The sequence below is a fragment of the Allobosea psychrotolerans genome, assembly GCF_002917105.1.
In the GTDB taxonomy this organism is placed as follows: Bacteria; Pseudomonadota; Alphaproteobacteria; order Rhizobiales; family Beijerinckiaceae; genus Allobosea; species Allobosea psychrotolerans.
In genome coordinates, this window is sequence record NZ_PQFZ01000014.1 from 1 (window position 1) to 20,431 (window position 20,431).

Genomic DNA, 20,431 nt, shown 5'->3' on the forward strand with positions numbered 1-20,431 from the left:
CGCACCAACAGGCCGGACACATGACCGCAAGCGACCAGATCAACCAGACGCTTCCATCTTGCAAACAACGGGCCGTCCACACATGGATTGCTTCGCTCCGCTCGCAATGACGCGCTGCAATCAAACCTGATCGAAATCCACCACCACCCGCGCGCTGGTCGGATGAGCCTGGCAGGTCAGGATGAACCCGGCCTTGAGCTCCCATGGCTCCAGCGAGTAGTTCACCGTCATCTGCGCCTCGCCCTCGACGAGCTTGGCCCGGCAGGTCGAGCACATGCCGCCCTTGCAGGCGAAGGGCAGGTCCATGCCGGCGCGCAATGCCGCGTCGAGGATGGCTTCGCCCGCGGCGATCGGGATTTCGCGGCGCTTGCCATCGACGATCATCGCCCCGAGATGGGCGGGCGGAGCGCTCGCCTCGACGATGACGGGTTTGGGCCGAGGCCGGCCGCCGAGTGCCGAGACGAAGCGCTCGACATGGATGGCGTCCTCGGCAATGCCGATCTCCCGCAGGGTCGCTTCCAGATCCTCGCTCATCGCGGCCGGGCCGCAGATGAAGACATGGTCGACCGCGGCCGCCGGGATGATGCTGCGCAGCAGGAGCCGCGCCTTCTCGCCATCGAGCCGTCCGTTCAGGATCGGCAGATCCTGCTCCTCGCGCGACAGCACGTGAAAGATCGCAAGCCGCCCGAGGAAGCGATCCTTCATCTCCTCGAGGCTCGCCCGGAAGAGAATGTCCTGCGTCGAGCGGTTGCCGTAGAACAGGAAGAAGCGGCTCGTCGGCTCGCGCTGGAGCACGCCACGGATGATCGACAGGATCGGCGTGATGCCCGAGCCCGCCGCGAAGCCGACATGGACGCGCCCGTCGCCCGGATCGCGCTCCAGGCCGAAGCGGCCGGTCGGGGTCATCACATCGACCGCATCGCCGATGGCGATATTGCCGTTGATCCAGGTCGAGAACAGGCCGTTATCGACCTGCTTGACTGCGATCCTGAGTTCGCCGTCCTGCGGACCCGAGCAGATCGAGTAGGAGCGGCGCGTGTCCTCGCCTTCGATTGTCGCGCGCAGGGTCAGATACTGACCGGGTGCGAAATGATAATCGGCGGCGAGGTCCTCGGGCACCGCGAAGGCGATCGAGACAGCGTCCTGCGTCTCACGCTTCACTTCGCGGACGGTCAGGCGATGGAAGCGGGGTGTGGCGGTGGACATGGCGCCCCTACTAATGGCAGCGGAAATAGTCGAAAGGCTCCAGGCAGGCATTGCAGCGCCAGAGCGCCTTGCATGAGGTCGAGCCGAATTCGGCGAGCCGGGATGTATCGAGCGAGCCGCATTGCGGGCACGCGACCTCTTCCGCGCCGAACAATGCCCGTCGTCCGGCGCCTCTCACAGGGGGCGCGATGCCGTATTCGGTCAGCTTGCGCCTGCCGTCTTCGCTCATCCAGTCGGTGGTCCAGGCCGGCGACAGCACTGTCGCGACCGTGACGGGGCCGAAGCCGGCTTGCTCCAGCGCGAGTTCGATCTCCAGCGCGATCATCGTCATCGCCGGGCAGCCCGAATAGGTCGGCGTGATCAGGACCTCGATCCTGCCGTCATTGAGGCGCACTTCGCGCAGCACACCGAGATCGGCGATCGACAGCACCGGAATTTCGGGATCGACGACGGCGCCCGCGATCCGCCGGGCCTCGTCGAGCCGGACCTCGTCGATCACAATGGCATCGCGATGGAGCGCGAGGGCGTTCACCAGACGGCACCGGGGAAAGAGCGCTGCAGATATTGCAGCTCGCTCAAGAGATGGCCGAGATGCTCGGTATGATGGCCGTTGCGCCCACCCTTCTGCATCCAGTCGTTTTGCGGCACGGCAAGCGTCGCCTGGGCCAGCACGCTGGCGACGGTCTCGCACCAGCCGGCGCGCAGGCTCTCGGGCTCGATCGCCACGCCTTCTGCAATCAGCTCCCGCTCGCTCGGATCGACCTCGAACATCTCCCCGGTAAAGGGCCAGAGCGCATCGAGCGCGGCTTGTGCCCGCCTGTGGCTCTCCTGTGTGCCGTCGCCCAGCCGCACCACCCATTCCGAGGCGTGGCGCAGATGGTAGGCGCTCTCCTTCTCCGCCTTGGCGGCGATCGCAGCCAGCGTCGCATCGGTACTATCCATCATGGCGCGCCACCATGGATCGATGAAGGCCGAGTAGAGAAACTGGCGCAGCATGGTCTGGGCGAAATCGCCATTGGGCTGCTCGACCAGGAGGAGATTGCCGTAGCCGCGCACGTCGCGCAGATAGGCATAGGCATCCTCGTCGCGACCGGCGGCTTCGACCCTGGCCGCATAGGCGTAGAGCGAGCGCGCCTGCCCGATCAGGTCGAGGCCCATATTGGCCAGCGCCATGTCCTCTTCCAGCATCGGCGCGTGGCCGCACCATTCCGAGAGGCGATGGCCCAGGATCAGGGCGTCGTCAGCGCGCCGCAGAGTGTAGCGCAGCAGCGGCGTGTCGGAGACGGAGATCGATGCGACCGGCATGGCGATGTCCTCACATATGCCCGACATCGTCGGGCACTTCGTAGAAGGTCGGATGCCGATAGATCTTCGTCTCGGCCGGCTCGAACATCATGCCGGCATCGCTCGGGTCCGAGGCGATGATGGCGGTCGACGGCACGACCCAGATCGAAAGCCCTTCGCCGCGCCGCGTATAGACGTCGCGCGCCGCCTGCAGCGCCAATGTGGCATCTGCGGCATGAAGCGAGCCGACATGCTTGTGCGCGAGCCCGTTGCGGCTGCGGATGAAGACTTCCCAGAGCGGCATCATCGGCCCGGCCATGCGTTATCTCCCTTGCCGCGATGCCATGCCGGCCCGCGCTTCTTCAGCGGATGTGCCGATGACGGCGTTTCAGGCGGCGAGCGCCTTGTCGCGCTGCTTCTGCGCGTAAGCGAGCGCCGCCTCGCGCACCCACTCGCCTTCGTCATGGGCCTTGCGCCGCGCCGCCAGCCGTTCCCGATTGCACGGGCCGTTGCCGGCGATCACCTGCTTGAACTCGTTCCAGTCGATCTCGCCATAGCGCCAGTGCCCGGTCTCCTCATCCAGGCGAAGCTCCGGGTCGGGCAGCGAAAGCCCGAGAATCCGCGCCTGGGGCACCGTGGCATCGACGAATTTCTGGCGCAGCTCGTCATTGGAGAAGCGCTTGATCTTCCACAGCGTCGAAGTGTCGGAGTGCAAGCTGGCGGCATCGGGCGGCCCGAACATCATCAGGCAGGGCCACCACCAGCGATTGAGCGCATCCTGCGCCATGTCCTTCTGCTCGGGCGTGCCGCGCGACAGCGTCAGCATGATCTCGTAGCCCTGGCGCTGGTGGAAGGATTCCTCTTTGCAGACCCGGATCATGGCGCGCGCGTAAGGCCCATAGGAGCAGCGGCAGAGCGGGATCTGATTCATGATCGCCGCGCCGTCGACGAGCCAGCCGATCGCCCCGATATCGGCCCAGGTCAGCGTCGGATAGTTGAAGATCGAGGAGTATTTGGCCTTGCCGCTCAAAAGCTGGTCGACGAGTTCCTCGCGCGAGGAGCCGAGCGTCTCGGCGGCGGCATAGAGATAGAGGCCGTGGCCGCACTCGTCCTGGACCTTCGCGAGCAGGGCGGCCTTGCGCCGCAATGAGGGCGCCCGCGTCAGCCAATTGCCCTCCGGCAGCATGCCGACGATCTCGGAATGGGCGTGCTGCGAGATCTGACGGGTCAAGGTCCGGCGATAGGCGGCCGGCATCCAGTCGTTCGGCTCGATCCGCTCCTCGGCGTCGATCCTGGCCTGAAACCGGACCGTGAGATCGGCATCCTCAAGCTGGCGTTCGCCGGAATCGGGGCGGATGTTGAGGGCCTGCGTATACATGCGCTCCTCCTCTTATTCTCGTTGGTCCAATTCATATGTAACAAAAAATCTATTGTCAATAATTTCCTGTAACATGTTGTGATGCAACGAAGCGTGCGACCGCGCACCGTAGCCCTAGGGTCAGGTCGTGAACCGGCTCCCGATCTCGCTCGAACGCGGCAGCGGCTCGCCGCTCTCATCTATCGCGTTCTGGTCGAGCCAGCGTTCCGAGCCGGGCAGCACCTGGCGATAGATCACGGCGCACAGGCTGCGTGCCGACGCGCCCGGCCAGTCCTCCGGCAGGATATCGGCGGGCAGGACGGGATCGCGCAGCACGACCCGGCGGTATTCGTGAATCAGCAGGATGCGGGCGACGAGCGCGTCGAGATCGGACAGGTGAACGCCGCCCTCGAGGCCGGCCGCGAGCGGCTCGAACGCGGCCTGGAAACGGCGATAGGCTTCGGCGATGGCGTCGAGAGGCCAACTCCTCGCTGCAAGCGCTCGATTGGTCGAAGGGTCGCCGCTCGCTTCGAAGCGCAGCGCGCCGTTTGCCAGGTCCGGCAGCGCGGCGCCCGCTGGCGCAAGCCACAGACCGGGCGAGGCGACCCCGAAGCCTGCGGTCTCCATCGCCGCCTTCGTGGTCTCGCGGTCGGCGCCGCCGTCGAGCAGCACCATGTCGAAACGCCCCGGCCAAGGCGGCGAATGCAGCGAATAGATCTGCTCCGACGCGTGCCGGAAGGTATCGCGCCCCTTATCGGCCAGTCGGTAGAAGCTGTTGCGGCCGACCTTGATGCGCTCCAGCCAGCCATCGGTCGCCAACCGGGACATGGCCGTGCGGACAAGCCCGTCTGACAATCCCATCGCCCGGAAGAAGGCAAGCAGGGTGCCGAGCCAAACGCAGCCGCCGCGCGGCACGATCGCGTCGCCATAGATGGTGATGATGATCGACCAGGTCCGCGAAGGCTCGCCGCGAAGATGGTCGAGGATCGGGTCGAGGGTCGCGCGAGACATCGGCGATCAGTAACGCACCGCAGCGCAACCGCAAGCCACACGATCTGTAAGCCGCTTTACGCCCCGCGCTTGCCGGATACGGCTTGAGGTCGAAGCGTCTTTGGGGTGCCAGGCGCCACAGCCTCTGCCGCAGCCGCTGCTCCGGCGGTGATGAGTTGCGAAGCCATCAACGCATATTGCTGGCGCGACAGGCCCTTGCCCTCGCGGAACCAGAGATAGTGCCAGTTCAGCATGCCGAACAGGGACATGGTCAGCGGCTTGAGCAGAGGCCCATGCCCCACCTCCGGAACCGACTCGGCGATGGCCTCGGCGAAGATCGCCACAAGCCGGCGCTCCAGGGCACGCAGCGTCTCCTGCCGGTCGTCGCTCAGGAATTTGAGACTGGCGATCTGCACCTGATGCTGGGCGTCGGCGTCGCGATAGGCTTCCAGCAGCGCGGCCGAGAGGGCGTAGAGGCGCTCCTGCGGATCCCTCGCCGCAAGCGCCGTGTCCTCGACGACGGCGACCAGTTCGTTGAGATGATCGAACAGGATGTCGAACAGCACCGCGACCTTGTCGGGATAATAGTGGTACAGCAGTGCCTTGGAGACCCCGCAGGCCTCCGCGATCATCGTGATCGAGGTTCCCGAATAGCCGTACTGGGCGAAGAGCTCAGCCGCGCGGTGCAGGATCGCTTGCCGCTTGGCGTCGTAGTCTTGTGCGCGGGTGCGAGCCATTGCCTGTCGTGTTCCTGAGTGGCGGTTCCGGCGCAGCCTTCACCCGGCTTGATACCGCCGGTTCGGCCTTGCCGCTTTCCAGCATCCATAATCGGCCTCGTCGATTCTGAATACCAAAGACTGTCCGAATGGTCGATCAATGATAGGCGTGCGACCTCGCTTTTAAGATTGACCAATCGGCCGGTTAATTTAGCTTGCCACCGTATCGGCGTCAGCTACGATGCCGACGGGAATAAAACGGCGGGCCAACCGCCGCGCTTGATCCAGCTCAGGCCTTCTTGGAGGAACGCCCCATGACGAAATCCGCCTTCGGACGGCAGTCCTTGCGCGCGTCCGCGCTGCAAGCCCTTGCTGTCACAACCTTGCTGTCGCTGCCGGCTCTTGCCGCCGACCCGATCAAGATCGGCGCCGTCCTTTCCGCAAGCGGCCCTGCCGCTTTCCTTGGCGACCCCGAGGCGAAGACCCTCAAGATCTATGTCGAGGAGCTGAACAAGAAGGGCGGCGTGCTCGGCCGACAGATCGAGCTCGTGCTCTATGACGATGGCGGCGACGCCAACAAGGCGCGCACCTTCGCGACGCGGCTGATCGAGGACGACAAGGTTGTCGCCATGGTCGGCGGCTCCACGACAGGCACGACCATGGCGATGATCCCGGTCTTCGAGGATGCCAAGGTGCCGTTCGTCTCCGTCGCCGGCGCGATCGAGATCATCGAACCCGTGCGCAGCTTCGTGTTCAAGACGCCGCATACCGACAAGACCGCCTGCGAAAAGATCTTCGAGGACATGAAGGCGCGCAGCCTGACCAAGATCGGCATGATCTCGGGCACCGACGGCTTCGGCAAGTCGATGCGCGCCCAGTGCCTGCGGGTCGTGAAGGATTACGGCATCGCGATCGTGGCCGACGAGAGCTATGGCGCGACCGATTCCGACATGACGCCGCAGCTCAACAAGATCAAGAACACCGCAGGTCTCCAGGCGGTGGTCAACCCAGGCTTCGGCCAGGGCCCGGCGATCGTGACGCGCAACTATGGCCAGCTCAGCATCGGGCTGCCGCTCTACCAGAGCCATGGCGTCGCCTCGAAGAGCTTCATCGACCTCGCCGGCCCCGCCGCTGAAGGCATAAGGCTGCCCGCCCCTGCCCTGCTCGTCGCCGACAAGCTCGCCGACACCGACAAGCAGAAGACGGTGGTGACGGCTTATAAGACATCCTACGAGAAGGCCGTCGGCCAGCCCGTCTCCACCTTCGGCGGCTATGCCTTCGACGGCATTCAGCTCGTGGTCGAGGCGATCCAGAAGGCCAAGGGCGCCGAGCCGCAGAAGATCCGCGACGCGCTCGAAGCCACCAAGGGCTATGTCGGCGTCACCGGAATCTACACGATGTCGGCGACCGACCATCTCGGGCTGGGCACCGAGTCCTTCCGGATGCTGGAAGTCAGGAACGGCGGCTGGGTCGAGGTCGGCGCGCGCTGAGGCGCAGCCGACCTGGTACCCCTACCCCGGCCGGGGCATAAGCCCCGGCGCCAGCGCATCTGCGAGACGCCATGGCCGAATTCCTGCAACTGCTCTTCTCGGGCCTGACGGTCGGCGCGGTCTACGCCCTCGTCGCGCTCGGCTTCACGCTGATCTACAATGCCTCCGACGTGATCAATTTCGCCCAGGGCGACTTCGTCATGATCGGCGGCATGGGCACGGTGTTTCTGGCGGCGGCTGGCCTGTCCCTGCCGCTCGCCGCCTTCATCGCGATCCTGGCGGCGGTCGCCGTCGGATTGCTGCTGCATCGCCTGGCGATCGAGCCGGCGCGCGGCGCCTCGCCGGTCGCGCTGATCATGATCACGATCGGCGCCTCGATCTTCATCAAGGGCGTCGCCCAGGTCGTCTTCGACAAGCAGTTTCACTCGCTGCCCGCCTTCACCGGCTCGGATCCGATCGCGCTCGGCGGCGCGACCATCCTGCCGCAGAGCCTCTGGGTCGTCGGCGGCGCAATCGTGCTGTTTGTCGCCCTCTATCTCTTCCTGGAACGGACCCTGCTCGGCAAGGCGGTGCTCGCCACTGCCGCCAACCGCCTTGCGGCGCGTCTGGTCGGGATCAACGTCAAGGTCATCCTTGCGCTCGCCTTCGGCGTCTCCGCCGCCATCGGTGCGATCGCCGGCGTCCTGGTCACGCCGATCACGCTGACGCGCTACGACATCGGCACCTTGTTCGCCTTGAAGGGCTTCGCCGCCGCGATGGTGGGCGGCATGGGCCACCCGCTCGGCGCCGTGGTCGGCGGCGTCCTGATCGGCCTGATGGAAGCCTTTGGCGCAGGCTATATCAGCTCGACCTATAAGGACGGCGTCGCCTTCCTCGCCATCCTTCTGGTGCTGTTCTTCATGCCGCGTGGCCTGTTCGGCGGCGGCAGCGTGGAGCGCGTCTGATGCTCAAGAGCGCATTGCGGTCGCGCTGGGCGACACTCGCCGTCCTGGCGCTGATGATCGCGATCGTGCCGCTGATCGCCCCGTCGGCCTTCTATCTGCGCGTGGCGGCGCTGGTCTGGATTTTCGCGCTGGCCGCGCTCGGGCTGACGATCCTGATGGGCTATGCCGGGCAGGTCAGCCTCGGTCATGCCGGATTTCTCGGTATCGGTGCTTATGGCGTGGCGATCGGCCCGACCCATCTCGGCCTCTCGCCGCTGCTGTCGCTGATTCTGGCTGCGGCATTGTCGGGCGTCATTGCCTATGTCGTCGGACGGCCGATCCTGCGATTGAAAGGCTATTACCTCGCCATCGCTACGCTCGGCTTCGGCCTCATCCTGGCGTTGATCTTCCAGAGCGAAAGCGCGGTCACGGGCGGGCCCGACGGCATGGCGGTGGCGCGCCTCACAGTGTTCGGCTGGCGCATCGCCGGGGCGATGCAGTGGTACTGGGTCAGCGCCGGCGTGCTGCTCCTCGGGGCCTGGATCGCGCTCAACATCGCCGACAGCCCGTCCGGCCGGGCGCTGCGCGCCTTGCATGACAGCGAGGTCGCAGCGGCGGGCGCAGGCGTCGACGTCGCGGCCAAGAAGCTCGCCGCCTTCGTGGCCGCCGCCATCTATGCCGCCATCGCCGGTGGGCTGCTTGCCTGCATGAACGGCCTGATCACGCCCGATGCGGCGAGCTTCATGCACTCGGTCGAGTTCGTCGCGATGGTGATCATCGGCGGGCTCGGCTCCGTGCTGGGAGCGGTCGTCGGCGCGGCGTTCCTGATCGTTCTGCCGCAGGCGCTGACCTCCTTGCAGGAATACGAGCAGGCCGTGCTCGGCCTGCTGATCATGGTCTTCATGATCGCGCTGCCCATGGGGATCGTGCCCTCCCTGCGCAACTGGCTTACGGAGCGCCTCGCATGAGCCTGCTCAGCGTCTCCGATCTCGGCATCAGCTTCGGCGGCGTCGTCGCCGTGGATGGCGTCGGCTTTTCGGTCTCGCCGGGCGAGGTCTTCTCGATCATCGGTCCCAATGGCGCCGGCAAGACCACCTTGTTCAACCTTGTCACCGGAATCTATCGCCCACAAAGGGGCGATGTCCGGCTCGCTGGGCAGTCGCTGATCGGGCTCTCCCCGCATCTCCTGGTGCGGCGCGGCATGGCGCGGACCTTCCAGAACCTGCAGATCTTTTTCCGGATGACGACGATCGAGAACGTCATGGTCGGCCGCCACCTCGCTGAGCGCTCGTCCTTCCTGTCGGACCTTCTCGGCCTGCCCCATGTCGCCAGGCAGAACCGCCTGACTCGCGACGCGGCCTTCGCTCTGCTCGAGCGTGTCGGCCTTGCCGCCCACGCCGACGCAAATGCCGGCTCGCTGCCCTATGGCGCGCTCAAGCGCCTGGAGATCGCGCGTGCGCTCGCCGCCGAGCCGAAGGTGCTCCTGCTCGATGAACCGGCGGCCGGCTGCAACGCGATCGAGACCGAGGCGATCGACGCGCTGATCGTCGAGATCGCCCGGGCGGGCACGGCCGTCGTCCTGATCGAGCATGACATGAAGCTGGTGATGAAGATTTCCGATCGGATCCTGGTTCTGGCGCAGGGCCGCCCGCTCGCGGAGGGGACGCCGCGCACGATCCGCGACGATCCGGCTGTGATCGCGGCCTATCTCGGCGATCACGGCAGCAGGGAGGCCGATCGTGCTCACGGTTGAGGGATTGTCCTCGGCCTACGGCCGGATCGTGGTTTTGCACGAGGTCAGCCTGACCGTGGCGCAGGGCGAGATCGTCGCGCTCGTCGGCTCGAACGGCGCCGGCAAGACGACGCTGCTGCGGACGATCTCCGGCGTGCAGCCGCTGACGGGAGGGCGCATCCTGCTCAAAGGGCGGCCGATCGAACGCATGCCCGCTCACGCCCGTGTCGGACTCGGCATCGCGCAGTCGCCCGAGGGGCGGCAGGTCTTCGGCCCGCTCAGCGTCGAGGACAATCTGCGCCTGGGCGCGTTCCGCAGACAGGATGCCGGCCTCGCTGAGCGGCTGGCACAGGCCTATGCGATGTTCCCGATTCTTTGGGAGAAGCGGGCCATACCGGCAATGAGCCTGTCGGGGGGGCAGCAGCAGATGCTCGCGATCGCTCGCGCCCTGATGGCCGCGCCGAAGCTGCTCTTGCTCGACGAGCCGTCTCTGGGCCTCGCCCCGCTGCTGGTCGACCAGATCCTGAATGCCGTCGTCTCGCTGCGGGATCAGGGGATGACGATCCTCCTCGTCGAGCAGAACGCCTCGGCGGCGCTGGCCATCGCCGATCGCGGCTATGTGCTGGAAACCGGCAAAATGGTGCATCAAGGCGCGGCTCAGTCATTGCTGACCGACCCCAGGATGCAGGCTGCCTATCTCGGGCTTTGAACGGGGTTTCCCATGCCGCGACACGCTGCGGATGGCGGTGCCGTCCGAATGTGGCGTGATCTAAGGCGTGCTGCCACGGCCCCGCGCCGCGGCCAGCCGGCCGGCCAGTTCGATGGCAGTCTGGAGCGCGCCTGGCGAGGCTACGCCCTTGCCGACGATATCGAAGGCCGTGCCATGGGCGGGCGTCGTGAAGATGATGTCGAGCCCGGCCGTCACCGTGACGCCGCGGTTGAAGCCCTTCAGCTTCGTCGCGATCTGGCCCTGATCGTGATACATCGCAACGACGCTGTCGAACTCGCCGCCAAAGGCGCGGATATAGACGGTATCTGCGGGGTAGGGGCCGGTGCAGGCGATGCCAGTCGCCGCGATCCGCTCCACTGTCGGGCGGATCAGTTCGATCTCGTCGCGGCCGAACAGGCCGTTCTCGCCGGCATGAGGATTGAGCGCGGCAACGGCGATGCGCGGCTTTGCGATGCCGGCGCTTTTCATCATCCGGTCCACCAGCTCCACCGCATCCGTGATCGCGCGCGCATCGATCAGGTCGAGCGCTTCGCGCAGCGAGACATGGGAGGTCACGCGCGACATCCATTGGCCGTCGAGCACGTTCATCTCCGAGAAATAGCCCTGGTGCTTGAGTAGATGTGCGAACATCTTGTGCTCGTCGGGAAAGCGCCAGCCGCCTGCGAACATCGCCGCCTTGTTGAGCGGCGCGAAGGTGATGGCGTCGAGCTTGCCCGCCTGCGCGAGGCCGATCGCATGAGCCAGCGTCTCGCCGGTTATGCGACCGGATTCGGCTGACATCTCTCCCCGTCCAAGCAAGGCGGGATCGGCATTGCCGAGATCGATCAGCGGAACCTCAGGCGCGTTCCAATCGATCTCGTTGCCCTCAGCGACGCTGGTCCAGCGCAATTGCACCCCGGCATCGCGCGCGCCCTGCTCCAGCACGCGCCGGTCGCCGATCGCAACCAGCCGCACATGATCGCGCCAGCCGCCATCGGCCAGCACTTTCGCCGCGATCTCGGGGCCGATGCCGGTCGCGTCTCCAAGGAGGAAGCCGAGGCGAGGCTTGTCTTGCATGGCGGCCATGACGTCCCCTAGATTCAAGATGCTTATTGTCGACAATATGATATTCATCGCATGGGATCTGGCGAGGAGCAATGCCGATGATGCTGGAACGATCGGACGGCGGCACGAGCCGGCCACCTTTATTGCCGCATGGCCCCGTGCTGATGGCGGGCTTCGAGCGGCGCAGGCTGCGCACCCGCGGCGCCGAGATCGAGGTCGCCATCGCCGGCAGCGGACCGCCGCTGCTGCTGATCCACGGCAACCCGCTCAACCTGGCGAGCTGGCACAAGATCGCGCCCTCTCTGGCGCAGAGCTTCACGGTGATAGCGACCGACCTGCGCGGCTATGGCGACAGCTCCAAGCCGGAGGGCGGCGGAGACCATTCCGAATACAGCTTCCGCGCCATGGGCGAGGACAATTTCGACGTGATGGATGCACTCGGCTTCGAGACCTTCGCAGTCGCGGGACATGACCGGGGCGCACGCGTCGCCTTCCGCATGGCGCTCGACCAGCCGCATCGCGTCACGGCGCTGGCGGCGCTCGACATCGTGCCGACCCACCATGTCCTGACCCATGTCAGCCTGGGCTGGGGGCTGGAATCCTATCACTGGTTCTTCATGGCGCAGAAGGCGCCCTTCCCCGAGCGATTGATCTGCGCCGATCTCGACTATTACATCCGCTACAAGCTCAACAAGAAGGGCGTCGGGCTCGAGATCTTCACGCCCGAGGCGCTGGCCGATTATGCGCGCTGCACGACGCCGGAGCAGATCCACGCGGTCTGCGAGGACTACCGCGCCACGGTGACCCTCGACCTCGCCATGGACACGGCCGATTACGGCAAGCGCAAGATCGACTGCCCGGTCCTCGTGCTATGGGGCTCGAACAGCCATTGCGGCCGGCATTTCAGGCCGATCGAGGCCTGGAGCGAATGGGCAAGCGACCTGCGCGGCTGGGCGATCCCGACCGGGCATTACCCGGCCGAGCACAGGCCCGACCTCGTCTATGCCACCTTCCAGGAGTTCTTCTCCGGCCAGGAACCCGCGCCCTACAGCGAAGCCGCCTGATGGCTGCGATCGATCCGCTTGGGGCAAAACGGCGTCTGCATGCGCCCGGCGAAATCGCCTGTCTCGATGTGCGCGAACACGGCCAATACGGCGAGGGTCATCCCTTCCTCGCCGTGCCCTGCCCCTATAGCCGGCTTGAGGCCCTGGTTACGGCGCTCGTGCCGCGCCGTGACGTGCCGATCATCCTGGTCGACGAGGGCGACGGCGTGGCGTCACGCGCCGCGGCGCGTCTGGCCGCGCTGGGCTATGCGGATATCGACTGGATCGATGGCGGCGCCCCCGCTTGGGCGGCCGCGGGCTACACCCTGTTTAAGGGCGTGAACGTGCCGAGCAAGACATTGGGTGAGCTGGTCGAGGCGCAGTGGCACATTCCCGCCATGGGACCGGATGCTCTCGAGGCCTGGCGGAGCGCGCACCGGTCCTTTCAACTGTTCGACGGCCGCCCGGCCGTCGAATTCGCCAAGATGACCATTCCCGGATCGCGCTCCATGCCCAATGGCGAGGCGGGTCATCGCTGGGACGCGCTCGCCCTGGAAGCCGGCCCGGTCGTGATCAATTGCGCCGGGCGCACGCGCAGCATCATCGGGGCCGCAGGCCTTGCGATCCTGCAGCCGGGATTGCCTGTGCTTGCACTGGAGAACGGCACGCAGGGCTGGGCCTTGTCGGGCCGCGCGCTGGCATATGGCCGGGCCGCCGCGCCCCTGCCGGCTGCGCAAGCCATGGCAAGTCGACAGCGCGCCGATGCCTTCATGGCGGCGCATGGCCTCCTGCAGGTCGATCGCGCCGAAGCCGAAAGGCTCGCGCGGGAGCCAGACCGGACGACCTATCTCCTCGATGTGCGCGATCCCGCCGAGCATGCGGCCGCGCCGCGCGCCGCCGCGCCCTCCGCGCCGGGGGGCCAGCTCGTCCAGGCCACGGATCAATGGATCGGCGTGCGCCGCGCCCGCGTGATCCTTGCCGACGATACCGGCTTGCGGGCGGCGCTTGCCGCCTTCTGGCTGCGCCAACTCGGCTACGAGACCTATGTGCTCGCCGGCATCGACGAGTGGCCCACCGACTGGCGCCTGCCCGCCGAGCCCTTTGGGCCGCTGCATCCTGCCGCACTGCCTGAGGTCGCGGCGAGCGAAGCCGCCTCGCGAGCCCGGGATGGCGACCTCCTGCTCGATCTGCGCGGCTCGCTCGACTATCGCGCGGGGCATCTGCCCGGCGCGGCATGGTCGATGCGGCCTCGCCTGCCGGCGGTGGCCGGACGCCGCCTCCTGCTGGCAGGGGAAGCGAATATCACCGCGCTGGCCGCCGTCGACCTGATCGAGGCCGGCGCTGTCTCGGTGCACAGGATCGCGGGCGATGCGCAGGCCTGGCGCAATGCAGGGCTTGCCCTGGAAACCTCACCGGGCGCCCCCGTCGACGCTGAGGCAATCGACTTCCTGTTCTTCGTGCACGACCGGCATGACGGCAATCTCGATGCCGCCCGGCGCTATCTCGCCTGGGAAATGGGCCTCCTCGCCCAGCTCGACGACGCCGAACGCGGCGAGTACCGGCTGGATGCGATCGACCTCAGAGACCTCTCTGATTTGAAAGGTGAGCCCTCATCCTGAGGAGCTGCGAAGCAGCGTCTCGAAGGATGAGGGCTCGGGAGATTTCCAAACAGAAGCCTCTCAGCCGATTGCGCTGACGATCGCCTCGGTCATGGCCCGCGTACCGGCCGTACCGCGGATGTCGCGCGTGCGCGTCTGCGGTGAGGCCAGCGCCTTGTCGATCGCGCGCTGCATCGTTCGCGCGGCGTCCAGCGCCTGCGGGAGCGTCCTGGCGCGGCCGAGATGCTCGATCAGCATCCGCGCCGATTCGATCATCGCATAGGGGTTGGCGATGTCCTTGCCGGCGATGTCGGGGGCCGAGCCATGCGTCGCCTGCGCCATGGCCAGCCCACCCTCCCCGATACAGAGACCTGGCGCCATGCCGAGCCCGCCGACGAGCCCTGCAGCTTCGTCGGTCAAGATGTCGCCGAACATGTTCGTCGTCACCACAGTATCGAAGCTCTGCGGATCACGGATCAGGCGCATGGCGAAGGTATCGACGATCACCTCGTCGACCGTAACGTCGGGATAATCCTTCGCCACCTCGTAGCAGCTCTCCACGAACATGCCGCAGCCGAGCTTGAACACGGTGTTCTTGTGCACGAGCGTCAGGCGCTTCTTGCGCGAGCGGGCAATATCGAGGGCGGCGCGCGCGACCTTGCGGCTGCCCTTGCGCGAGATGACGCGCACCGAGATCGTCAGGTCGTCATTGGGCCTGAACTCGCCGGAGCCCATCACCACATTGCGGTCCGGTTGGAAGCCCTCATTGTTCTCGCGCACGATGACGAGGTCGATATCGTCATAGATGCAGCCGATGCCGGGATAGGAGCGCGTCGGGCGGACATTGGCGAACAGGTCGAAATGCTTGCGCAGGATCGGATGCGGATTGATCGCGCCCGGCCCCTTCGGATAGGCCTGATGGCCGATCGGGCCGAGAATGAAGCCGTCGAAGGTCGCGAGCGTCTCCAATGTGCCCTCGGGCATCGTGGTGCCGTGGCTGTCGAGCGCGGCGCGGCCGATGGGCATCGGCCGCCAGTCGATCTCCAGCCCATGCCGGGCAGCGGCAGCCTGCACCACCGCCACAGCCGCCGGCACGATCTCGTGGCCGATATCGTCCCCGTCGAGGGCGCCGATGACGAGCTGAGCCATGGTCACAGCCGCAAGGGCGCCATCAGGCGCTCGATCGAGGGCAGCGTCTCCAGATCGCGCACCAGGGCGATCACGTCTTCGATCCGCTCCGGCGCAAGCTTGGCGAAGCCTGCGGTCTCGCGGAACTTGTAGGAGACGTCCTCATAGCTCATCGGGTTGGTCGGGCTGCCCTTGCCGAAATCGGCCCGGCCCGAGATCGTCCGGCCGTCCTTCAGCGTGATGGCGATCAGGGTCGTCATCTTGTCGTAGCCGGCGGCCTCCGCCTCCTCGTCGACGACGAAGTCGATGCGCTCGATCATCGCCTTGACGTCGGGGCGGTTGACCACCTCGTCGGTGAACTCGGCAAGGCCGGCTTTGCCCTCGATCAGCAGGGCCGCCATGCAGAACTCCATCGAGAACTTGGCCTGGAGCTCGTTGGTCGGGCGGTGGTGGATCAGGGCATTGGGCATGTTGTGGTTGGTGCCGACGCGGACCCGCTCGACGTCGCCGGCCGTGATCCTGTTCTCGCGGATGAGGCGCAGCATTTCGGTCATGCCGGGATGGGTGAGCGAGCCCGACGGATGCGGCTTGATCGAGATACCTGGCGTCGCAAAGGTCCAGGGCGCGCCAAGCTGATTCAGGATCGCAGCCTCGTCATAGCCGCCGCCGGCGGCACGGAAGAAACCACGCGGCGCCTCCAGAATCTTGTCCGTGGCGCTCCAGCCATATTCGGCGAACTGGGCCGCCGCGACGCCGCTCTCCGACGAGCGCCCGGCATGGAAGGGCTTTGTCATCGTGCCGAAATTCTCGCGCAGGCCAGCCGACTGGCTGCCGGCGATGGAGAGCGCGCGCAGGGTCTGGTCGAGGTTGAGCCCCATCAGCTTGGCGCTGGCGGCGGCGGCCGCGAAGGTGCCGCAGGTGGCGGTGGCGTGGAAGCCGGTCTGGTAGTGGCGCGGGTTGATCGCCTCGGCGATCTTGCACTCCACCTCGACGCCGAGATGATAGGCGAGCATCACCTCGCGCCCGCTGGCACCCTTCGCCTCGCCCATCGCAAGCGCTGCCGGCAGCGCGGGCGCGGTCGGATGAGTGAGCAGTCCGTAAACCCGGTCCTTGGCCACTGCGAGCTGGGTGTCGTCATAATCATCCGCATGAATGCCGACGCCGTTGGCGAAGGCGGCGAAACGCGGCGCGACCTTCAGTTTCGAGCCGATCACGGTGGCCGGCCCTTCCCCGAGATTCAGATCCAGCAAATGCCGGCGGACATAGTCGCCGCTATGAGCAACCGAGCCCGACAGCGCCAGCCCGAGCCCGTCGAGGATCGATTTCTTGCCGAGCGCCACGACATCACCGGGCAAATCCGCCGGTGAGGCCTCGCAGATGAAGCGCGCGACATAGCGCGTCAGGCCGTTATCCGAAGGCGAAAGATTATCGGGCGTCTTCATGGCGTCCTCCAGGATCGGTCATCAGCGTCTAATTGTCTTTTGCCGATTGTCAACAGTTTAAGATTCGATGGCATCCCGCAACTGCGGCTGATAGATTGCGGCAACCGCACGGAACCCTTTGCAGGAACCCCATGGCATGAGTCTCGATATCGATTCCGCCCTCCAGCTTCGCCGCAACCAGTCGCTGACCTCGATCATCCGCCGTGAGCTGGAGCAGATGATCGAGCGGGGCGAACTGAGTGCCGGCGAGCGGCTCAACGAGAATGCGCTGGCCGCCAAGCTGGGGGTCAGCCGGGGGCCGATCCGCGAGGCCTGTCGCGGGCTGGAGCAGAGCGGGCTGGTGAATGTCGTCGTCAACCGCGGCGTGTTCATCCGCGCACTCGATGGGCGCGAGGCGGCAGAACTCTACGAGATCCGGGCGGCACTCTATGGCCTGGCTGGCCGGCTGCTGGCACCCATCGTCACCGACCAGCAGGTCGCCATCCTCACCGGTTATGTCGAGGAGATGGACGCCGCCATGGCGGCCGGCGACCTGAACAGCTTCTATCCCGGCAATTTGCGCTTTCACGAGGCCATCGTCGAATTCGGCGGCAATATGCGCCTGGCGGCCGAATGCGCCGCGATCCACCGCGAGATGCATCTGCTGCGCCGCCGCACCCTCGACATGCCGGGCCGGATGGCGACCTCCAATGACGAGCACCGCGCCATCCTCGAACGCATCGCTGCACGCGACCCCGCTGGGGCCGAAGCTGCGCTGGAGGAACATGTCCTGATCAGCCGCAACGCGCTGTTTGGCCCGCTCGGTCATTATCCCGACGCCTGATCAGCCACGAACCGGCCCAACTCTCATGCCCCCGAGAAGCGGCAGGCGATTGGCGAGGAACACGACGGCGAACGAGACCATCAGCAGCATGATCCCAAGCACGGAGATCGCGCCGAGATCACCGGATTCGTTCAGGTCGTAGATGATGACCGAGACGAGCTTGGTGTCCGCCGTCGTCAGCAGGATCGTGGCGGAGAGTTCGCGGATCGTGCCGATGAAGACGAAGCACCAGGCCGCCACGACATTGGAGCGCAGCAGCGGCGCGGTGATGGTGCGCAGCGTCGTCATCCGCGTCGCACCCAGAATGCGCCCCGCCTCCTCCAGCTCGACATGCACGCTTTTGAAGGCCGAGGAGAGCTGCTGGTAGCCTGCCGGCATCTCGATGGTCAGGAAGGCGATCAGCAGGATCCAGAGCGTGCCGTAAAGCGGCAGGATCGGGCTGGAATAGCTGAGGAAGAGGCCGACACCGAGCACGATGCCGGGAATCGCGATCGGCGCGGTCGCGAGGTAGCCGAGATAGGGCGCTGCCCGCGAGGTGCCGCGCGTGACGAGATAGGCCACGACGAGCGCGATCGCCGTGCCGATGGTCGCGGTGAGAAAGCCGAGCAGGAAGGTGTTGCGCAGCGCCAGCTGCGTCGCGGAAAACTCGAAGAACACGAACCAGATATGATGGAGCGTGAAGCTCTCCAAGGTAAGCGGTTCGGCCACTGTGCGGGTGAGCGCAGTCTTCACCAGCGCTGCATAGGGCATCAGAACCGTCAGCGAGAGGATGAGGACGGTGAAGCCGAGCGCCAGCCATTTCCAGCGCCCGAGCACGGTGATGCGCACGCTCCCGCTCTTGCCGCCGAGTGTGGTGTAGCCGCGCCGGCCGAGGATGCGCCGCTGCGTCCACAGCAACAGGATGGTGACGAGAAGCAGCGGCAGCGCGGCCGCGGCGGCAAGCCCTGGCTTGGGCGGATATTGGAACAGGCTCCAGATCTTGGTGGTGATGACATGGAAGTTCGCCGGCAGCGCCAGGATGGCCGGCGAGCCGAACATCGTCAGTGCCTGCAAGATCGCGATGAGCGAGCCGGCGAGCATGGCGGGCAGCACGAGCGGGATCGTCACCTTGCGCAAGGTCGGCCAAAGGCCGCCGCCGAGGATGGCGGAGGCCTCCTCCAGCTCGGTCGGCACACGTTCGAACGCGTTCGTCACCAATGTGAAGACATAGGGAAACGTGTAGCAGGAGATGGCGAAGACCAGCCCCGAGAGCGTGTAGATGTCGACGAGGTACTCGTAAGGGTCGAGGCCGAACAGCCAGCGATAGACGGCGTTGATGATGCCGCTATTGGGCGCGGCGAGAATCTCCCAGGCGATGGCGCCGAGGAAGGGCGGCGTCACGAAGGACGCCATGACGAGCCCGCGCACCACGGTGCGGCCCGGCATGTCGGTGCGCGCCACGATCCAGGCAAGCGGGACCGCGATGACGCAGGACATCGCCCCGACGCTCAGCGACATGGTGATGGCGACGATGAAAGGCCGGCGCAACGTCGCATCGGTGACCAGCGCCCTGAAATTGGCGAGGCTCAGGCTGCCCGTCTGATCCGTCACCGCATAATAGCCGAGCCAGCCGAGCGGCAGCACCACCAGCACCGCCAGGATCACCGTGAGCAGCACGAAGATCGGTCGCGACCAGTCGAAAGTGATGCGGCGCGTGGGAATCCCGGCGTCGATCCCGGTTATCGCAGTCATGCGGATCTCCGTACGCAGCCAGCACGCGACGCGAAAATGCAGAGTGCTGATGTCGTCATAAGGCGAAGCGACGGCGCGGAACGCCCGCGCCGCGGAAGGACGGCCTCGACCGGATCAGGTGCCGAAATACTCTTCGTATTTCTTCTTGATCATCTCGATATTGGGCTCGAGCTTGACCGGGTCGGAATAGAGCAGCTTGATCTTGGAGAGCGGCGTGCGCGTCTCCTTCTCCTTGACGCGCGGGTGGAAGGAGCGCAGCCCGCCAGAATCGCTGTTGAGCTGCTGCGTCTCCTGATCGAACAGGAAGGAGTAGAACAGCTTCGCGGCATTGGGATGCGGCGCGTTCTTGAGCAGGCCGCCATGGCCGATGGCGATTGGCGTGCCCTCCGTCGCATAGACGATCTCGACGGGAACGCCGCTCTCCTTCAGCATGAACATGTTGTATTCGTTGCCGTCAGCCTCGATGGAGCGCTCGCCCTGGGCCAGTTTCTTCGGCGGCTCGGTCGATGACTGCACCTGCATGATGCGCTGCTTGCCGAGCTTCTCGAAAAAGTCCCAGCCGAGCGCCTGGCTCAGCACGTCGGTCCCGGTCATCACCGTGCCGGAATAGCCGGGATGGGCTTTTACGATGCGGCCGCGCCATTTCGGATTGAGCAGATCGGCGTGGCTCTTGGGCGCCTCCTCGGCCTTCACCTGTTTGGTGTTGTAGCCGATGACCGAGAGATGCGCGCGATAGGCGGCGTAGTAGCCGTCCGGATCTTTGGCCTCCTTCGGCCAATCCTTGGCGACCTCTGCCGGCACGGCCTGAGCCAGCCAGCCATTGCGCTTGAACAGCACGAAGTGCACCGCATCCGAGGTTTCCACCACATCGGCGTTGTAGATCGAGCTGCCGTACTCCTGGCTGAGGCGCTGGAACACGCGTTCCGAGCCTGAGCGCTCGACCTTGACCTTGATGCCGGGATATTTCGCCTCGAAGGCGCTGCCGACCCGCTCGGCAACCACGACATCGGTGGCGGTATAGAAGGTGACGGTGCCTTCCTTCCTCGCCGCCTCGATGAGCTCCGGCGTGACGTCATAGGGTGCGGGGGCCTGCGCAAAGGCGGGCAGGCCGCCCAGAGCCGTGGAGAGAAGAAGGCCGGCCATCACGGAGCGTCTGTCGAACGTTGGGCGTTTCATTTTCGTTCCTCCCGATTG

General features: G+C 65.9%; 20 protein-coding genes. 8 read left to right on the forward strand and 12 right to left on the reverse strand.

Translation table 11 applies throughout. The features are described 5' to 3' along the window. Positions 1 to 120: 120 nt before the first annotated feature. From paaE to CYD53_RS20610, 7 genes are all read right to left on the reverse strand, one after another. A complete protein-coding gene (gene paaE / locus CYD53_RS20585) occupies positions 121 to 1,206 on the reverse strand; it encodes a 1,2-phenylacetyl-CoA epoxidase subunit PaaE (RefSeq protein ID WP_103719963.1) in 1,086 nt (361 codons plus the stop codon). A gap of 10 nt (positions 1,207 to 1,216) precedes the next feature. Further along, positions 1,217 to 1,708 (reverse strand): 1,2-phenylacetyl-CoA epoxidase subunit PaaD, encoded by a 492-nt coding sequence (paaD, locus tag CYD53_RS30540; protein WP_210202399.1) that lies wholly within the window; start codon positions 1,706 to 1,708, stop codon positions 1,217 to 1,219. A 26-nt stretch (positions 1,709 to 1,734) separates the two neighbouring features. After that, positions 1,735 to 2,511, reverse strand: a complete 777-nt coding sequence (gene paaC / locus CYD53_RS30545; RefSeq protein ID WP_210202394.1) for a 1,2-phenylacetyl-CoA epoxidase subunit PaaC — start codon at positions 2,509 to 2,511, stop codon at positions 1,735 to 1,737. 10 nt (positions 2,512 to 2,521) lie between these two features. Beyond that, positions 2,522 to 2,809: a 1,2-phenylacetyl-CoA epoxidase subunit PaaB gene (paaB, locus tag CYD53_RS20595; protein WP_069693210.1), complete on the reverse strand. Its 288-nt coding sequence runs from the start codon at positions 2,807 to 2,809 to the stop codon at positions 2,522 to 2,524. Positions 2,810 to 2,878: 69 nt separating this feature from the next. Next, positions 2,879 to 3,868 (reverse strand): 1,2-phenylacetyl-CoA epoxidase subunit PaaA, encoded by a 990-nt coding sequence (gene paaA, locus CYD53_RS20600; RefSeq protein ID WP_103719964.1) that lies wholly within the window; start codon positions 3,866 to 3,868, stop codon positions 2,879 to 2,881. Positions 3,869 to 3,988: 120 nt separating this feature from the next. After that, positions 3,989 to 4,858 carry a phenylacetic acid degradation operon negative regulatory protein PaaX gene (paaX, locus tag CYD53_RS20605; protein WP_103719965.1) on the reverse strand — a complete coding sequence of 290 codons (870 nt, stop codon included), beginning with the start codon at positions 4,856 to 4,858 and terminating at the stop codon, positions 3,989 to 3,991. A gap of 56 nt (positions 4,859 to 4,914) precedes the next feature. Then, complete coding sequence (locus CYD53_RS20610; RefSeq protein WP_103719966.1) at positions 4,915 to 5,574, reverse strand: TetR/AcrR family transcriptional regulator; 660 nt, start codon at positions 5,572 to 5,574, stop codon at positions 4,915 to 4,917. Positions 5,575 to 5,867: 293 nt separating this feature from the next. Here CYD53_RS20610 and CYD53_RS20615 point away from each other — a divergent pair, with 293 nt between their 5' ends. The 5 genes from CYD53_RS20615 (at position 5,868) to CYD53_RS20635 (ending at position 10,407) form a co-directional block, all read left to right on the forward strand. Beyond that, positions 5,868 to 7,043, forward strand: coding sequence for an ABC transporter substrate-binding protein (locus CYD53_RS20615; protein ID WP_103719967.1), 1,176 nt, complete (start codon positions 5,868 to 5,870; stop codon positions 7,041 to 7,043). A 71-nt stretch (positions 7,044 to 7,114) separates the two neighbouring features. Beyond that, positions 7,115 to 7,987 (forward strand): branched-chain amino acid ABC transporter permease, encoded by an 873-nt coding sequence (locus tag CYD53_RS20620; protein ID WP_103719968.1) that lies wholly within the window; start codon positions 7,115 to 7,117, stop codon positions 7,985 to 7,987. Continuing rightward, positions 7,987 to 8,934, forward strand: coding sequence for a branched-chain amino acid ABC transporter permease (locus tag CYD53_RS20625; RefSeq protein ID WP_103719969.1), 948 nt, complete (start codon positions 7,987 to 7,989; stop codon positions 8,932 to 8,934). Before CYD53_RS20620 ends, CYD53_RS20625 begins: the two co-directional genes overlap by 1 nt. Further along, a complete protein-coding gene (locus CYD53_RS20630; RefSeq protein ID WP_103719970.1) occupies positions 8,931 to 9,719 on the forward strand; it encodes an ABC transporter ATP-binding protein in 789 nt (262 codons plus the stop codon). The genes CYD53_RS20625 and CYD53_RS20630 overlap by 4 nt, the downstream gene beginning before the upstream one ends. After that, positions 9,706 to 10,407: an ABC transporter ATP-binding protein gene (locus CYD53_RS20635; protein ID WP_103719971.1), complete on the forward strand. Its 702-nt coding sequence runs from the start codon at positions 9,706 to 9,708 to the stop codon at positions 10,405 to 10,407. Before CYD53_RS20630 ends, CYD53_RS20635 begins: the two co-directional genes overlap by 14 nt. A 60-nt stretch (positions 10,408 to 10,467) precedes the next feature. On the opposite strand, the gene CYD53_RS20640 is transcribed toward CYD53_RS20635, so the two are convergent. After that, a complete protein-coding gene (locus CYD53_RS20640) occupies positions 10,468 to 11,493 on the reverse strand; it encodes a PdxA family dehydrogenase (protein ID WP_103719972.1) in 1,026 nt (341 codons plus the stop codon). Between the two features lie 77 nt (positions 11,494 to 11,570). On the opposite strand from CYD53_RS20640, the gene CYD53_RS20645 reads away from it, so the two are divergent. Together CYD53_RS20645 and CYD53_RS20650 are read left to right on the forward strand one after the other, a co-directional pair. Next, complete coding sequence (locus CYD53_RS20645) at positions 11,571 to 12,536, forward strand: alpha/beta fold hydrolase (protein ID WP_245928357.1); 966 nt, start codon at positions 11,571 to 11,573, stop codon at positions 12,534 to 12,536. After that, positions 12,536 to 14,134, forward strand: coding sequence for a rhodanese-like domain-containing protein (locus tag CYD53_RS20650; protein WP_103719973.1), 1,599 nt, complete (start codon positions 12,536 to 12,538; stop codon positions 14,132 to 14,134). Before CYD53_RS20645 ends, CYD53_RS20650 begins: the two co-directional genes overlap by 1 nt. A 60-nt stretch (positions 14,135 to 14,194) precedes the next feature. Here the strand turns inward: CYD53_RS20650 and CYD53_RS20655 are convergent, their stop codons facing one another. Together CYD53_RS20655 and CYD53_RS20660 are read right to left on the reverse strand one after the other, a co-directional pair. Continuing rightward, positions 14,195 to 15,262: an isocitrate/isopropylmalate dehydrogenase family protein gene (locus tag CYD53_RS20655; protein WP_103719974.1), complete on the reverse strand. Its 1,068-nt coding sequence runs from the start codon at positions 15,260 to 15,262 to the stop codon at positions 14,195 to 14,197. Between the two features lie 2 nt (positions 15,263 to 15,264). Beyond that, positions 15,265 to 16,683: an MmgE/PrpD family protein gene (locus tag CYD53_RS20660; RefSeq protein ID WP_103719975.1), complete on the reverse strand. Its 1,419-nt coding sequence runs from the start codon at positions 16,681 to 16,683 to the stop codon at positions 15,265 to 15,267. A 136-nt stretch (positions 16,684 to 16,819) separates the two neighbouring features. Here CYD53_RS20660 and CYD53_RS20665 point away from each other — a divergent pair, with 136 nt between their 5' ends. Beyond that, positions 16,820 to 17,506, forward strand: a complete 687-nt coding sequence (locus CYD53_RS20665; protein ID WP_103719976.1) for an FCD domain-containing protein — start codon at positions 16,820 to 16,822, stop codon at positions 17,504 to 17,506. On the opposite strand, the gene CYD53_RS20670 is transcribed toward CYD53_RS20665, so the two are convergent. Both CYD53_RS20670 and CYD53_RS20675 read right to left on the reverse strand, forming a co-directional pair. Next, positions 17,507 to 19,237: an ABC transporter permease gene (locus CYD53_RS20670; protein ID WP_103719977.1), complete on the reverse strand. Its 1,731-nt coding sequence runs from the start codon at positions 19,235 to 19,237 to the stop codon at positions 17,507 to 17,509. Positions 19,238 to 19,351: 114 nt separating this feature from the next. Then, complete coding sequence (locus tag CYD53_RS20675; RefSeq protein WP_103719978.1) at positions 19,352 to 20,413, reverse strand: ABC transporter substrate-binding protein; 1,062 nt, start codon at positions 20,411 to 20,413, stop codon at positions 19,352 to 19,354. Positions 20,414 to 20,431: the final 18 nt, after the last annotated feature.